Origin of the sequence: Streptococcus salivarius, from assembly GCF_009738225.1 — a bacterium.
Taxonomy (GTDB): Bacteria; Bacillota; Bacilli; order Lactobacillales; family Streptococcaceae; genus Streptococcus.
Genome location: NZ_CP018187.1, coordinates 414,854 through 429,260 on the forward strand (window position 1 = coordinate 414,854; position 14,407 = coordinate 429,260).

The 14,407-nt window shown below is 40.2% G+C and carries 11 protein-coding genes and 3 pseudogenes; all 14 read left to right on the forward strand.

The window, feature by feature from the left end; genetic code table 11:
• Positions 1–3: 3 nt before the first annotated feature.
• Positions 4–1,809: pseudogene (locus BSR19_RS02200) on the forward strand (ABC transporter ATP-binding protein).
• A pseudogene (locus BSR19_RS02205) lies at positions 1,799–3,570 on the forward strand (ABC transporter ATP-binding protein). Before BSR19_RS02200 ends, BSR19_RS02205 begins: the two co-directional pseudogenes overlap by 11 nt.
• A gap of 356 nt (positions 3,571–3,926) precedes the next feature.
• On the forward strand, positions 3,927–4,238 hold the full coding sequence (locus tag BSR19_RS11555; protein WP_231605974.1) for a GNAT family N-acetyltransferase: 312 nt from the start codon (positions 3,927–3,929) through the stop codon (positions 4,236–4,238).
• Positions 4,239–4,449: 211 nt separating this feature from the next.
• Positions 4,450–5,072: pseudogene (locus BSR19_RS02215) on the forward strand (GTP pyrophosphokinase).
• Between the two features lies 1 nt (position 5,073).
• Positions 5,074–5,751 (forward strand): response regulator transcription factor, encoded by a 678-nt coding sequence (locus BSR19_RS02220; RefSeq protein WP_156246391.1) that lies wholly within the window; start codon positions 5,074–5,076, stop codon positions 5,749–5,751.
• Positions 5,752–5,764: 13 nt separating this feature from the next.
• Positions 5,765–6,988 carry a sensor histidine kinase gene (locus BSR19_RS02225; RefSeq protein ID WP_156246392.1) on the forward strand — a complete coding sequence of 408 codons (1,224 nt, stop codon included), beginning with the start codon at positions 5,765–5,767 and terminating at the stop codon, positions 6,986–6,988.
• Between the two features lie 236 nt (positions 6,989–7,224).
• Positions 7,225–7,962 (forward strand): UMP kinase, encoded by a 738-nt coding sequence (pyrH, locus tag BSR19_RS02230; protein ID WP_002885551.1) that lies wholly within the window; start codon positions 7,225–7,227, stop codon positions 7,960–7,962.
• 14 nt (positions 7,963–7,976) lie between these two features.
• A complete protein-coding gene (gene frr / locus BSR19_RS02235; protein ID WP_156246393.1) occupies positions 7,977–8,534 on the forward strand; it encodes a ribosome recycling factor in 558 nt (185 codons plus the stop codon).
• A 90-nt stretch (positions 8,535–8,624) separates the two neighbouring features.
• Positions 8,625–9,482 carry an RNA-binding virulence regulatory protein CvfB gene (gene cvfB / locus BSR19_RS02240; protein ID WP_104020677.1) on the forward strand — a complete coding sequence of 286 codons (858 nt, stop codon included), beginning with the start codon at positions 8,625–8,627 and terminating at the stop codon, positions 9,480–9,482.
• Between the two features lie 8 nt (positions 9,483–9,490).
• Positions 9,491–9,706, forward strand: coding sequence for a YozE family protein (locus BSR19_RS02245; RefSeq protein ID WP_002885591.1), 216 nt, complete (start codon positions 9,491–9,493; stop codon positions 9,704–9,706).
• A gap of 239 nt (positions 9,707–9,945) precedes the next feature.
• Complete coding sequence (locus BSR19_RS02250) at positions 9,946–11,211, forward strand: LysM peptidoglycan-binding domain-containing protein (protein WP_156246394.1); 1,266 nt, start codon at positions 9,946–9,948, stop codon at positions 11,209–11,211.
• A 79-nt stretch (positions 11,212–11,290) separates the two neighbouring features.
• Positions 11,291–12,352 carry a PhoH family protein gene (locus tag BSR19_RS02255; RefSeq protein WP_118185730.1) on the forward strand — a complete coding sequence of 354 codons (1,062 nt, stop codon included), beginning with the start codon at positions 11,291–11,293 and terminating at the stop codon, positions 12,350–12,352.
• A 126-nt stretch (positions 12,353–12,478) separates the two neighbouring features.
• Complete coding sequence (locus tag BSR19_RS02260) at positions 12,479–13,177, forward strand: hypothetical protein (protein WP_156246395.1); 699 nt, start codon at positions 12,479–12,481, stop codon at positions 13,175–13,177.
• A 152-nt stretch (positions 13,178–13,329) separates the two neighbouring features.
• Positions 13,330–14,376, forward strand: a complete 1,047-nt coding sequence (locus BSR19_RS02265) for a hypothetical protein (RefSeq protein ID WP_156246396.1) — start codon at positions 13,330–13,332, stop codon at positions 14,374–14,376.
• The last annotated feature ends 31 nt before the right edge of the window (positions 14,377–14,407 follow it).

The following is a 14,407-nucleotide window of genomic DNA, read 5'->3' on the forward strand; positions in this document are numbered from 1 at the left end:
CTTATGTTTAAAATTTTTAAACGTTTGACAGCAAAAGAGTTAAGCATGATTATCTTAGCTGTGATATTTGTTTGTTTGAACGTCTATCTAAACTTGAAAATTCCAGACTATATGTCTGACATTACGACTCTCTTATCAACCAAGGGGACTAAGGCGTCGGATATTTTTGCCTGGAATACAGATGCCCCAGGGATGCGAATGCTTTTAATGTCCTTTGCGGGCTTTATGGCCTCAGTAGTGGTTGGTTTCCTAGCTGCCAGAACAGCAGCAAGTTTTACAACCCGTCTTCGTGATGATATCTTCCATCAAGTTCTAGATTTTTCGGATGCAGAGATTAAGCAATTCTCCATTCCTAGTCTTTTGACCCGCACGACAAATGATATTACCCAATTACAGATGGTACTGACCATGGGACTACAGGTCATTACACAGGGGCCTATCATGGCCATTTGGGCGATTACAAAGATTGCCGATAAAAATGGAAATTGGCTCCTTGCCTTGCTTGTCGCTGTGGCAGTGATTGCTGTTCTCATGCTCTTCCTCTTAATTATGGTTATGCCTAAGCAACGCTTGATTCAAACTCTGACCGATAAACTGAATAGCGTAACGCGTGAATCTCTTACAGGAATTCGTGTGGTGCGTGCCTACAATGCCAAAAGTTATCAAGAGGATAAATTTGAAAAGACTAATACTGATTTGACCCAAAACAACCTCTTTATCGGTCGTTCTTTTGCCTTGCTAACACCGGTAATGACTGCTGTATCTAGCGGTTTGACACTGGCTATTTATTGGATTGGTGCGCATCTGATTGAAGATGTTAAGATTCCAACAGATCCAACGAAAATTGCTGGTGCCATGGAAGACAAGGTCCATCTCTTCTCAGATATGGTTGTCTATTCGTCTTATGCCATGCAGGTTGTTATGGGATTCATGATGATGATTGTCGTTTTCTTCCTTCTTCCACGTGCCGTTGTAGCAGCTGGCCGTATCAATGAAGTTCTAGATACCCAATCTTCAGTCTCTTACCCTAAAAATAGTTCTGAAAAACCTAAAGACGTGGGCACTGTCGAATTCGATGATGTTTCCTTCCGTTATTCTGAAACTTCAGAGCCTGTTTTTGGAGCATGTTAGCTTCAAAGCTAAAAAGGGTGACACGGTTGCCTTTATTGGTTCGACTGGATCTGGTAAATCAACGCTTGTCAATCTTATCCCACGATTTTATGATGCCACGCAAGGAACTATCAAGGTTGACGGTGTGGATGTACGACATTATGACCACGAAACCTTGCACAATATAGTCGGTTATATTCCACAAAAGGCTGTGCTTTTCTCAGGTAATATCACGTCAAATATGACAATGGGAACGAGCAATAATAGTCCTCTAGATGACGCTAAGATTTGGGAAGCTCTCGAATTGGCTCAAGGAAAAGACTTTGTTGAAAATAAAGAAGGCCAACTTAAGGCAGAAGTGGCTCAAGCGGGGTCTAACTTCTCAGGTGGCCAGAAGCAACGTTTGGCTATTGCGCGTGCACTTACCCGTAAGCCTGAAATCTTGATTTTTGACGATTCCTTCTCAGCTTTGGACTATAAGACCGATCGTAAACTGCGTCAAGAATTGTCTGAAAAAACACAAGATATGACCAAGTTGATTGTTGCTCAACGTATCTCTACTATTATGGATGCTGATCAAATCTTGGTTGATCAAGTAGTAGTCAAGGAACCCACAAGGAACTCTTGACTAACAATGAGGTTTACCAAGAAATTGCTTATTCACAATTGTCTAAGGAGGAGTTAGAAAATGGAAAATAAGCCAAAAACATCGTCCTATAAACGCTTAAAACCCTATATTAAAGGTTTCCCAATTCCCTTTGTCCTTGCGATTGTTGGAGCAATTATTTCAGCAGTCATTACAGTTATTGGACCAGATAAGCTTAAAGAAATTACCAACTATTACTGAAGGTATTACACCTACCAAAATGGGGACGATTCCAGGTATTGATTTGGATAAGGTGACAAGTATTGCTATGACCTTGGCTGTTCTCTATGCCATTTCAGCGATTGTGGGTTACTTACAAAGCTTTACGGTTGCGACGGTTACACAACGCTTTTCACAACGTTTCCGTACAGCTATCCAAAAGAAAATCAACAGTGTACCTCTTAATTATTTTGACAGTCATTCTCAAGGGGACACCCTCTCTCGTGTGACTAATGACGTTGACCTTTTGGGACAATCTTTAGTCAAGGTCTGGGTACCCTAATTACTTCAAGTGTTCTCTTGGTCGCAGCCATTATTATGATGTTTTACTCAAATGTCACTATGGCTTTCACTGCGATTGGTTCTGTCTTGATAGGATTTGTTCTAGTAGCCTTCATCATGGGTTTCTCACAACCCCTTTTCAAACGTCAACAAGAAAATTTGGCTAACATTAATGGATATATTGAAGAAATCTACACAGGTCAAGCAGTTGTAACGAGTTACAATGCATCTGAAGAAAGTAGTCAAGCTTTCAAGGGGCTTAATGATAAGCTCTATAAATCGATGTGGCAATCTCAGTTTATCTCAGGTATTATGATGCCACTTATGATTTTCATTGGAACTTTGGTTACGTCATGGTCTGTCTTGTGGGAGCTATTAAGGTTATTGATGGTAGCTTGACTATTGGTGATGTGGTAGCCTTCATGACTTATGTTCGTATTTTCTCACAACCTCTTTCTCAAATTGCACAAGGGATTACACAGCTCCAGTCAGCCACTGCAGCTATTGGTCGTATCTTTGAATTTTTGGAAGAAAAAGATATGGATGACGAATCAAGTAAGACAGCTGAATTGACAGATACTAAAGGTCAAGTTGTCTTTGATCATGTTTCCTTTGGTTATACTCCTGAAAAAACTATTATTCATGATTTTTCAGCTCTTGCTAAGCCAGGTCAAAGATTGCGATTGTTGGTCCAACAGGTGCTGGTAAGACGACTATTGTTAACTTGCTTATGAAGTTCTATAACATCGATCAAGGCCATATCACCATTGACGGTGTGGATACTGGCGACATGAAACGTGAAACTGTCCATGACCAATTCTCTATGGTGCTTCAGGACACTTGGCTCTTTGAAGGTACTATTCGTGATAATTTAATTTACAACCAAGAAAATATCTCTGACGAGCAAGTTATTGCTGCAGCCAAGGCTGTCGGTGTTCACCACTTTATCACCACACTTCCAAAAGGTTATGACACTTATTTGGATGACTCTGTGACATTATCAGTTGGTCAGAAACAGCTCTTGACCATTGCACGTGCCCTTCTGAAGGATGCCCCTCTTCTTCTTGGATGAAGCGACATCATCTGTTGACACCAGAACAGAAGAATTGATTCAAAAAGCCATGGACAAACTTATGGAAGGTCGGACTTCCTTTGTCATTGCTCACCGCTTATCAACCATTCGAAATGCTGATCTAATCCTTGTGATGAAAGATGGGAATATTATTGAACAAGGAAATCATGATGAGCTCATGGCAGCAGATGGTTTCTATGCTGATCTTTATAATAGTCAATTTACAGAAGAAGTTGCCTAAACTTTTCTTATAAAATTATAAGATTTTACAAAAAACCATAGAACGTATGACTGTCAGTCATGCGTTTTGTGTTATACTGAAAAAAACAGACAGATTAGGAGATTAAGATGCAATATCGCAAAGCAAGACTAGACGAAGTTCAGGGAAGTGGCACAAGTATGTGCAGATGCCTTTGAAGATTATCCCTATCTTTCAAATGATTGCCACTAATTTAAAGAAGCCTGAACAGTATGAGGAATTTGTCTTAGCCTTGCAGGAAATGTTGGTGCGTTTAGCTATAAAGAGGGATTCGTGTTTGTGGCTGAAAAGGATGGTCGCATTGTTGCGGCAGCTATTTTACAGCATCAACGATTTCTATGCTTGACTATCTCCAGAACGGAGCGACCAAGCTTTTCCGTTTCATAAGCATCACTAAGTTGTTTAAGTACTTTAATTTTGTTGAAGAGTCTGAAAGACATCTGGAGGATTCTGCAGAATACGATTGGTACCTGATGATGTTAGCAGTAACTCCAGATTATCAAAGAAAAGGTATAGGAAGTCGTTTCTTGCTTGAAGGGGTTGAACCTTTTGTACGTAGTACAGGAGGTCGTAGTCTTGGCTTGATTACCAATCGCGATTACAATGTGCTTTCTATGAGAAAAATGGCTACAAAGCAATGTGGGTTATAAGGTCTTGACCTATGAAACACACAAACTAGGCAACTGGCCTTTTGTCAAACACTTGATGCATAGCCTTGTGTTAATTGAACTTAGATAAGCAAATTGAATTGGCTTCGGCTGGATTTTTTCTTATTCTTTAAGAGACTCTCATAGCTGGCTTATTCCTTATTTTTAAGCCTATCTATGCTATAATTAAGGAATGGTATTAGAGGAGGTTTATATGTTAACTCCAAGTATTTATGGGGAATATGCTCAGTATCTCCCCAAGATTTTACAAGAAATAACAGACCCAATTATTGCGGCTAATATTACTAGCAAAAAAGAAACAGGCTTCAAACTCTATGAACATTTTATTTCACGAATCAAAGAGAGCGATTCTATGCGTGAAAAGTGTCGTCGGAAAAATTTGCCTGAAACCAGTCAGTCTGCCCTCAAGGAAATCCGTGACAGTATAGGGCTTCGAATTGTTTGTGGCTTTGTCGATGATATTTACAAGACTATCGATGTCATTAAGACTATCCCTGGCGTCTCTATCTATAACGAGAAAGATTACATTTTAAATGCTAAGCCTAATGGTTATCGTTCATATCATCTCATTTTGGAAGTAGAAACCGAGTTTCCAGATGTCTTAGGAAATGAGAGAGGAACCTATTTTGTTGAGGTTCAGCTTCGAACCATTGCTCAAGATTCGTGGCCAGTTTGGAGCATCAGATGAAGTACAAGCACGATATCAAGAATCCAGAAATGATTACCCGTGAGCTTAAGCGCTGTGCGGATGAATTAGCTTCATGTGATTTGACCATGCAGACCATCCGTAACTTAATTCAAGAAGGAGGGGACTAGAATGGCTTTGAAAATTCTACTAGCTGAGGATGAGGAAGCTCTTTCTCGAGTTTACAAGGCGGCTCTTGAGCATCAAGGCTATGAGGTGGATCAGGCCTTTAACGGTCAAGAGGCAGTTGACCTAGCTGCACAAAATGCCTATCAAGTAATGATTATGGATATCATGATGCCCATTAAAACAGGTATTGAGGCCCTGAAAGAGATTCGCTCCTCTGGGAATACGACGCATGTCATTATGTTGACGGCCATGGCTGAAGTTGATGATCGTGTGACAGGACTTGACGCTGGGGCAGACGATTACTTGACCAAGCCGATTTCTCTTAAAGAACTTTTGGCTCGTTTGCGCTCGCTAGAGCGTCGTGTTAACGAGACCTTTACTGCCAAAATTTTGACACTTGGTTCTGTACGTTTGGACCAGGAGGAACAGGAGTTGGTAGCTGGCAACGCCATTCGACTTTCAAGCAGAGAGACCAAGTTAATGGCTCACTTCATGCTCAATCCTGCTAAGAAATTAACGACTGAGCACCTTTTTAAGACCATCTGGGATGATGAGGAAGATGTGGACGAGTCGATTGTCTGGGTCTATATTTCCTATTTGCGTCAGAAATTGCAAGCCATCCAGGCTGATATCAGCATTCTTGGTGAAAAGGGTGGTGACTTTTGCCTTCTTGCCAATTAGAGAGGAGTAGTGCATGTTTAGACGTTTACGACTTCAATTTATTACGATTGCTTCCTTGGCTATTCTCTTTATCTTGGTTTTTACAGTGGGAATCATCAATACTGTGAGGTCCTTTCAGACAGAACAGGAAATTAGTAAGGTTCTCAACACGCTTACAGAAAATAATGGTAGTTTCGGAAAAACTAAAAAAATTGAGACCAATCAAGGGCGTGAAATTCCATTGGATAGTTTTCGTTTTTTCAGTGTGACCTTATCTGGTGATAAAGTGATCAGTCAGGATACCAGCCATACTTCTTTAATAGATGATGAAGAAGCTGTTAGCTATGCACTTGCAGCTAGACGTATGACGAATACTCTTGGAACAATTAGAGAAAAAAATATCAATCTGAGTTATCAGGTTAGCAAAGTCAGCAAAAATAAGATTCTTGTGGTCTTCCTGGACACGACCTCTTATTACAATTCTTCCCAAGCCTTGCTCAGTCTTTCTATCCTCTTATCACTGTTTGGGTTTATCTTTTTTGTCGTCATTGTCAGTGCCTTATCAGGAATCGTCATTCGTCCCTTCATTCGAAACTACGAAAAGCAGCGACGTTTTATTACCAATGCTAGTCATGAATTAAAGACACCATTGGCCATTATTTCTGCCAATACGGAGCTACAGGAACTCATGACTGGAGAGAACGAATGGACCAAGTCAACGAAAGACCAGGTGGCACGCTTGACCACTCTAATCAATTCTCTGGTAGCCCTATCTCGTCTGGAGGAGCAGCCGGATATTGTTCTTCAAGATGTCGATTTTTCCTATATTACTGAGGATGCAGCAGAGGACTTTAAGGGACCTGTCGTTCGAGACGGTAAATCTTTTGTCATGGACATCACACCGGATATTCATGTAAAGGCAGAGGAGAAGTCTCTCTTTGAACTTGTGACTCTCCTTGTGGATAATGCTAACAAGTATTGTGATCCAGAAGGGACAGTTACGGTAAGACTTCGTCAGATTGGAAGAACGCGAAAACGGGCTCGTTTAGAAGTGTCAAATACCTATAAAGAAGGTAAGGCTGTTGATTATAGCAAGTTTTTTGAGCGTTTTTATCGTATTGAAGAATCCCATAATAACAAAGAACACAAAGGTTTTGGCATTGGCCTGTCCATGGCTCAAAGTATGGTCAAATTATTTAAGGGGCGTATCTTTGCTTCTTATAAAAATGACACCATCACCTTTACAGTTATCTTGTAAGGATATTTTTTAAATATTTGACTAGGTGAAAACCCTAATTTATGATAAAATAGTAAGGATGAAGATTTAGTGTTTTCTTTGCAAAAAAAGAAAACATTTTCCTATCCTAATCATAAAAAGGAGTTGCTCGAATAAGCCCCTTAACCACCTTAAAAGGATGGTAATTGACGACTTAGGAAAGATGAATCTCAGCTAAGAATTAAATCATAAAACAAAATAGTTAATAGGGAGAAATCATGGCAGAACCAAAATACAAACGTGTCCTCATTAAGCTTTCAGGTGAAGCTCTAGCTGGTGAACGAGGTGTTGGGATTGATCTTCCAACTGTCCAAGCTATGGCTAAAGAAATTGCTGAGGTAGCGGATTCAGGTATTCAAATTGCTCTAGTTATCGGTGGTGGTAACCTTTGGCGTGGGGAACCTGCAGCTGAAGCAGGAATGGATCGTGTTCAAGCAGACTATACTGGTATGCTTGGAACAACTATGAATGCCCTTGTTATGGCAGATAGTTTGAAACAACTCGGTGTTGATACACGTGTTCAGACAGCGATTGATATGAAATCTGTGGCAGAGCCTTATATTCGTGGTCGTGCCCTTCGTCACCTTGAAAAAGGTCGTATTGTTATCTTTGCAGCAGGTATTGGTTCACCGTACTTCTCAACAGATACAACAGCGGCTCTTCGTGCAGCTGAAATTGAAGCTGATGCTATTCTTATGGCTAAAAACGGCGTTGATGGTGTCTACAATGACGACCCTCGTAAAAACGCTGATGCTGTCAAATTTGATGAATTGACACACGTGGAAGTTATCAAACGTGGTTTGAAAATTATGGATGCCACAGCTTCTACCCTTTCAATGGATAATGACATTGACCTTGTTGTCTTCAATATGAACGAACCAGGAAACATCAAACGTGTTATCTTTGGTGAGCAAATTGGGACAACTGTATCTAACAAAGCAGAATCACACAAGTAAGAAAGAGAGAATTTATGACAAACGCAATTATTGAAAAAGCAAAAGAACGTTTCACCCACTCACACGAGTCATTGGCCCGTGAATTTGGCTCTATCCGTGCAGGTCGTGCCAATGCCTCACTTCTTGACCGCATCACTGTAGAATACTACGGTGCTCCAACACCACTTAACCAATTGGCTTCAATCACGGTTCCTGAAGCACGTGTCCTTTTGATTTCACCATTTGATAAAGGTTCAATTGCTGATATCGAACGAGCTATCAATGAATCTGACCTTGGAATCAACCCAGCTAATGATGGTTCTGTTGTGCGCTTGGTTATCCCAGCACTTACAGAAGAAACACGTAAAGAGTTGGCTAAAGAAGTGAAAAAAGTCGGCGAAAATGCTAAAATCGCTATCCGTAACATCCGCCGCGATGCTATGGATGAAGCTAAGAAGCAAGAAAAAGACAAAGAAATCACAGAAGATCAATTGAAAGCTTTGGAAAAAGATATCCAAAAAGCAACTGATGACGCTGTTAATAAGATTGACAGCATGACAGCAGAAAAGGAAAAAGAACTCCTTACTGTTTAATCAATAGAAAAATAAGGAGAGTGGGACAGAAGCAAAAGAGCATGGACTATGTTAGCTTCCTTGTCCGACTCTCTTTTTAGAGGAAAAAAGATGAATACATTACTTGGAACGATCATTACTGCCCTAGTAACTGATGAAAATGATAAATTTTACTTTGTACAAAAGGACGGTGTGACTTTTGCCTTGTCTAAAGAAGAAGGGAAATACGCCATTGGTGACATGGTGACAGGCTTCGCCTATACAGATAGCAAGCAAAAATCACGTCTGACTCAAAAGGAAATCAAGGCAACTCGCGATTCCTATGGTTGGGGAGAGGTCACTGAAGTTCGTAAGGATTTGGGTGTCTTTGTAGACGTAGGAATTCCAGATAAGGAGATTGTTGTCTCTCTCGATGTTTTGCCAGAACTCAAAGAGCTTTGGCCTAAGAAGGGGGATAAACTCTACATCAAACTCGATGTTGACAAAAAAGACCGTATTTGGGGACTTCCTGCTGAACCTGAGGTCTTTCAACGTATGGCTGGACCTGCTTACGATAATATGCAAAACCAAAAATGGCCAGCTATTGCCTACCGTCTCAAATTGTCAGGAACTTTTGTTTATTTGCCAGAGAATAACATGCTTGGTTTCATCCATCCATCAGAACGTTATGCGGAGCCACGTTTAGGTCAGGTCCTTGAAGCACGTGTGATTGGGTTCAGAGAAGTTGACCGGACTCTTAATCTTTCTCTTAAACCACGTTCTTTTGAAATGCTCGAAAATGATGCTCAGATGATTTTGACCTATTTAGAGAGCAATGGTGGCTTTATGACGCTTAATGACAAGTCATCACCAGCAGATATCAAGGCAACCTTCGGTATTTCTAAGGGTCAATTTAAGAAGGCTCTAGGTGGTCTGATGAAGGCCAAAAAAATCAAACAAGATCAGTTTGGAACAGAATTAATCGGTTAGGAGAAGGCATGAGAAAATCCTTTTATACTTGGCTGATGGCCCAGCGTAATCCCAAATCCAATGAACCAGTAGCAATCTTGGCTGATTTGGCTTTTGAAGATTCAACCTTCCCGAAGCATACCGATGACTTTGAAGAAGTCAGTCGTTACTTGGAAGATCAAGCTAGCTTTTCCTTTAATCTAGGGCAGTTTGACCAGATTTGGGAAGATTATCTAGCCCATTAATAGTGACTAAGCTTACGATAAGCATAATGACTTTTAGCATTTTCTTTAAAAAGTAATTACCATTTGAATTGGGATGAATTGTTACATTTTTTTACAAATATCTCAGGTGTTTTTCAATAAATTAGGCTTGTTACAACTAGTTAGTAATTGCTTTAAAGAGCAGTAAATCATAACTTTTTTGATGAAAAGTGTGGTATTATTGTAGATATTGAAATTGTTAAAAAAGGAATGAATTATACATGTTATCAAAATCTAAAACTACAAAGGCACTTCTTTACTCGACCGCAGCACTTTCACTTTTTGCTGCAAGTCACGTACATGCCGATGAAACTTCAAACTGGGCAGTACGTTCAGTAGATCAAATCAAAGCAGATATCGCTGTAAGTGATAACCAACAAACTTATACAGTTCAATACGGTGATACTTTGGGAAGTATCGCTGAAGCTATGGGTATCGATGTGAACGTTTTGGCTAACATCAATCAAATTACAAACATTGATTTGATTTACCCTGGAACAGTCTTGACAGCAACTTACAATGCTGATAATCAAGCAGTCTCTGTTAAAGTTGAAACTCCAGCTTCAGAAACATCAACTACACCTGTAGTTGCAGAAGCTAATTTGACAACTAACGAAGTGACTGTAAATGGTCAATCTGTAGTTGCAGCGGACTTGACAGCTCCAGTTGAAACAGTAAGCACAACAGCTACTCAAGCACCTGCTACAGAAGAATCAACTCAAGCTGTTTCCGAAGTAACAGAAGCTATCGCATCAGCATCAGAAGCACCAGCATACGCAGAAACTGAACAACCAGTTGCTGATGCTATTGATCATGTCACTACGTCAGCAGAAGCTACACCTGAAGCAGAAACTACTCCAACTGCTGAAACACCAGCACAACCTGAAGTAAAAGAAGAAGCTCCAGCAGCAACGTCAGAAGCGTCTTCAGAAGCATCAGCAACTTCAGAGGCACCAGCAGAACAACCAGCTGCAGAACCAGCAGCAACATCAGAAGCTGCCTCAGAAGCACCAGCAGCATCAGAGGCGCCAGCAGAACAGCCAGCGGTAGAACCAGCAGCAACATCAGAAGTAGCATCAGAGGCACCAGCGGCATCAGAGGCACCAGCAGCACAACCTGCATCAACAAATACACTTCCAACGGATCCACACCTTCAACCACAAGCTGAAGCTTTCCGTCAAGATGTAGCAGCACAATTCGGTCTTACTGATATCGGTGGTTACCGTGAAGGTGATCCACAAGACCATGGTCAAGGACTTGCCGTTGACGTTATGGTACCAGTTGGTTCAGAAGTTGGTAATCAAGTCGCTCAATATGCAGTAGACAATATCTCAAATGCAGGTATCTCATATGTCATCTACAGACAACAATTCTACGCACCAGTAGATAATATCTACGGACCAGCTAACACTTGGAACCAAATGCCTGACCGTGGTAGCATTACTGAAAACCACTATGACCACGTTCACGTGTCATTCAACGCATAATTAAGAATTACAAAAAGTCACGCCTGGCGTGATTTTTTTGATATAATGGAGAAAAAGACGAAAGAAAGAGGAACTCTATTTGCAAGAGTATTCTGTTGAAATTACCCTAAATCACCCAGATGATGTCTTGTCACTTTTTGGGACTAATGAACGTCATTTAAAACTCATTGAAGAGAACCTAAATGTTATCATCCATGCCCGAACAGAACGTGTGCAGATTCTTGGAGATGACGAAGAAAGTGTCGAATTGGCCCGTTTGACCATTCAAGCCCTCCTTGTTTTAGTGGAGCGTGGAATGCTAGTCAACACCTCAGATGTTGTCGCAGCCTTGACCATGGCTCAAGATGGTTCGATTGATAAGTTTGTTGCTTTATATGAAGAAGAGATTATCAAGGACAATAGTGGTAAGCCTATCCGAGTGAAGACTTTAGGACAAAAGGTCTATGTTGATAGCATTAAAAATCATGATGTGGTCTTTGGGATTGGTCCAGCCGGTACAGGGAAGACCTTTTTAGCGGTTACCCTTGCAGTTACAGCTCTTAAACGTGGTCAAGTTAAACGTATTGTTCTAACACGTCCGGCGGTTGAGGCAGGTGAAAGCCTTGGTTTCTTGCCTGGTGATCTCAAGGAAAAGGTGGACCCTTACCTCCGTCCAGTTTATGATGCCCTCTATCAAATTCTTGGCAAAGAGCAAACGACTCGCCTAATGGAACGTGAAATTATTGAGATTGCCCCTCTTGCTTATATGCGTGGTCGTACCCTCGAAGATGCCTTTGTTATCCTTGATGAAGCGCAAAATACAACTATCATGCAGATGAAGATGTTCTTGACTCGTCTTGGGTTTAATTCTAAGATGATTGTCAATGGAGATATGAGCCAGATTGACCTTCCACGTCGTGTTAAATCTGGTCTTGTCGATGCCATGGAGAAATTGAAGGGAATCAAGGCTATTGATTTTGTTCATTTCTCTGCCAGTGATGTCGTACGTCACCCAGTTGTTGCCGATATCATTAATGCTTATGAAAAAGATGCACCTAAGTTTGATCTTGAGAAAAAATCAGAAGAATCAGACCAGGCTAAAGAAGTAGTATCAGGATTGACCGAATACCCAGTCATTGGTGCTGAGGATCTTAAAAAGTAAATAGATGAAAAGAGGTTTGAGAGTATGAGTTCCCAACCTCTTTTTCTTTGGTAGTCAAGTCACAGATTTCCTCTCTATTTTTGGTAAAATAGTATTAAAGAGTAGGCTAATATGAAGGGGAGAGGTATGACTAAGGCAAAAAAATGGAAGATTGGGATTATTGTTTTTCTAGGACTTGTTGCGACAGTTTTGATTGCCATAGAAGAGGGAAGATTTTGGAAGTATCAACAGAACTATATTCCAGATGGTACCTATCAGATGGTAAAATATGAGGCTAAATCGGCATATTCCAATGAATTGATAAATTGGACTGAGCGAGGAGAGAATAATGATAGCTTATATGAGGATTTTATAGTTGTTGAGAATATGAAATCTCAATTTTATTATGTTTTTGTGGGGGATGGGGAACCTTTTGTCTCACCATTTGAGCACGATGAAAAGCTCCCACAGATTTTTGACCCACGTACAGGGACTTTGAAACAGGATTTAACAGTCTCTGAATATAAAGCTCTAGTGATTTCTCATATTGATAAGATTTCTAAAAAGGGAGAGGAGTACTCAAACGTAAAGGAAGTATCTGTCCAAAGGTGTGTAGACGATTATAAAAAAATGTTGAAGCAAAAAAGAACTTATGAAAAGCGACCTAATGGTCTCGTTCTGACTGTTTATGCTGATGATGGACATATTGAGTCGCGTAGAACTTTTAAACGATTGAGCTCAGAGGAAGCCAAAGAGGTCAAAAGTGGTTATGATTGGGATTATGAGTATTCCTTGAAGTATTATAATTATTCAAGGCATGATGGGGATTATCTCATCTGGCGTTGAACTACTTACCGACCAAGTACCTCTTTACTATCGAGAATCATAGCCAAATGTTTTATTAAAAAAACTTACAGTCTTTATGATAATTGTCAAATACTATTTCACCATTTATTTTGGTACAATAGAACAGTAGACCAATAAAAAAGGAGATTATTATGAACCAGCAAGAGTGGATTGAGTACTTTGAATTAGTCAACGGTCGTAAACCAACTCCCGCAGAGTTATCTCAAGCTCAAGCAGCAGGCGAGTTTATCCTTGAACGACCTAATATTTTTAGCTCAAATGGACAAGTGACGGAGCAAAGACCGATTAAACCAGCTGAACCTGTAATTGCTATGACGCAACAGCCTCAGTTTGCCCAAACAACAGCAACCTTCCAACAAGCCATGCCAGTGAAAAAAGGAATGTCAAAAAAAGCCAAGATTATTCTAGCATCAGTCTTGGGTGCTGTGGCAGTAATTTTACTTTCTGTTGGTGGCTATTCATTATGGCGTTATCAGTCAGGTAAGATTGCGGATGGAACATATGAGGTAGTGGCCTATTCTTATCGTGATGAAGATAAAGATAAGATGGTAAATGCTTTCGATGAATTTGATGATGTCTACTCCTTTGTAGAAGTAAAAAATAATAGATCTAGATACTATTCTTATCTCGAGGACAATAAATCACCTTATGTTAGCTTGTTAGAGTATGAACATGAAATCCCTCAGCAGTTCGATCCATGGAATAAAACTCAGACAGAAGTTTTAACAGTTGAAGAGCTTGAATCTACAGTCAAAGACTTCATGAAAGATATGTCTAAGGATTATTCTTTTTACACTAAAGACGCTACAAAAGAAGCCGTTAAAGAATCTGTAAAATCTTACAAGAAATCTCTCAAAGAAAAACGAACTTACGTCAAAAAAGGTAACGAGTATACGCTATCTACTTATGACAAGGATGGAGAGCTTCAATCCCGTGTTACTTTTAAGCGTATGAGTAAGGGGGATGCTGAAGAGCGTTGGGATGATTATAAGAATGCAATTAAAGATTATAAGAAAGAATTGAAGACTTATAGTGATCAGTACGACGAGTATAAGGATTACTTTAATTATGGTTATGGAGGTGACTACGGTTATGGTTACAGCGATGACTATGGTAGTGGTTCTAAATCAGGCTCTGACGATAGTAAAAGCAGCAAAAAAGGCATTGATAAAATTTAATCAGCCAATGATGTAAATGAGGAAAGTGGTA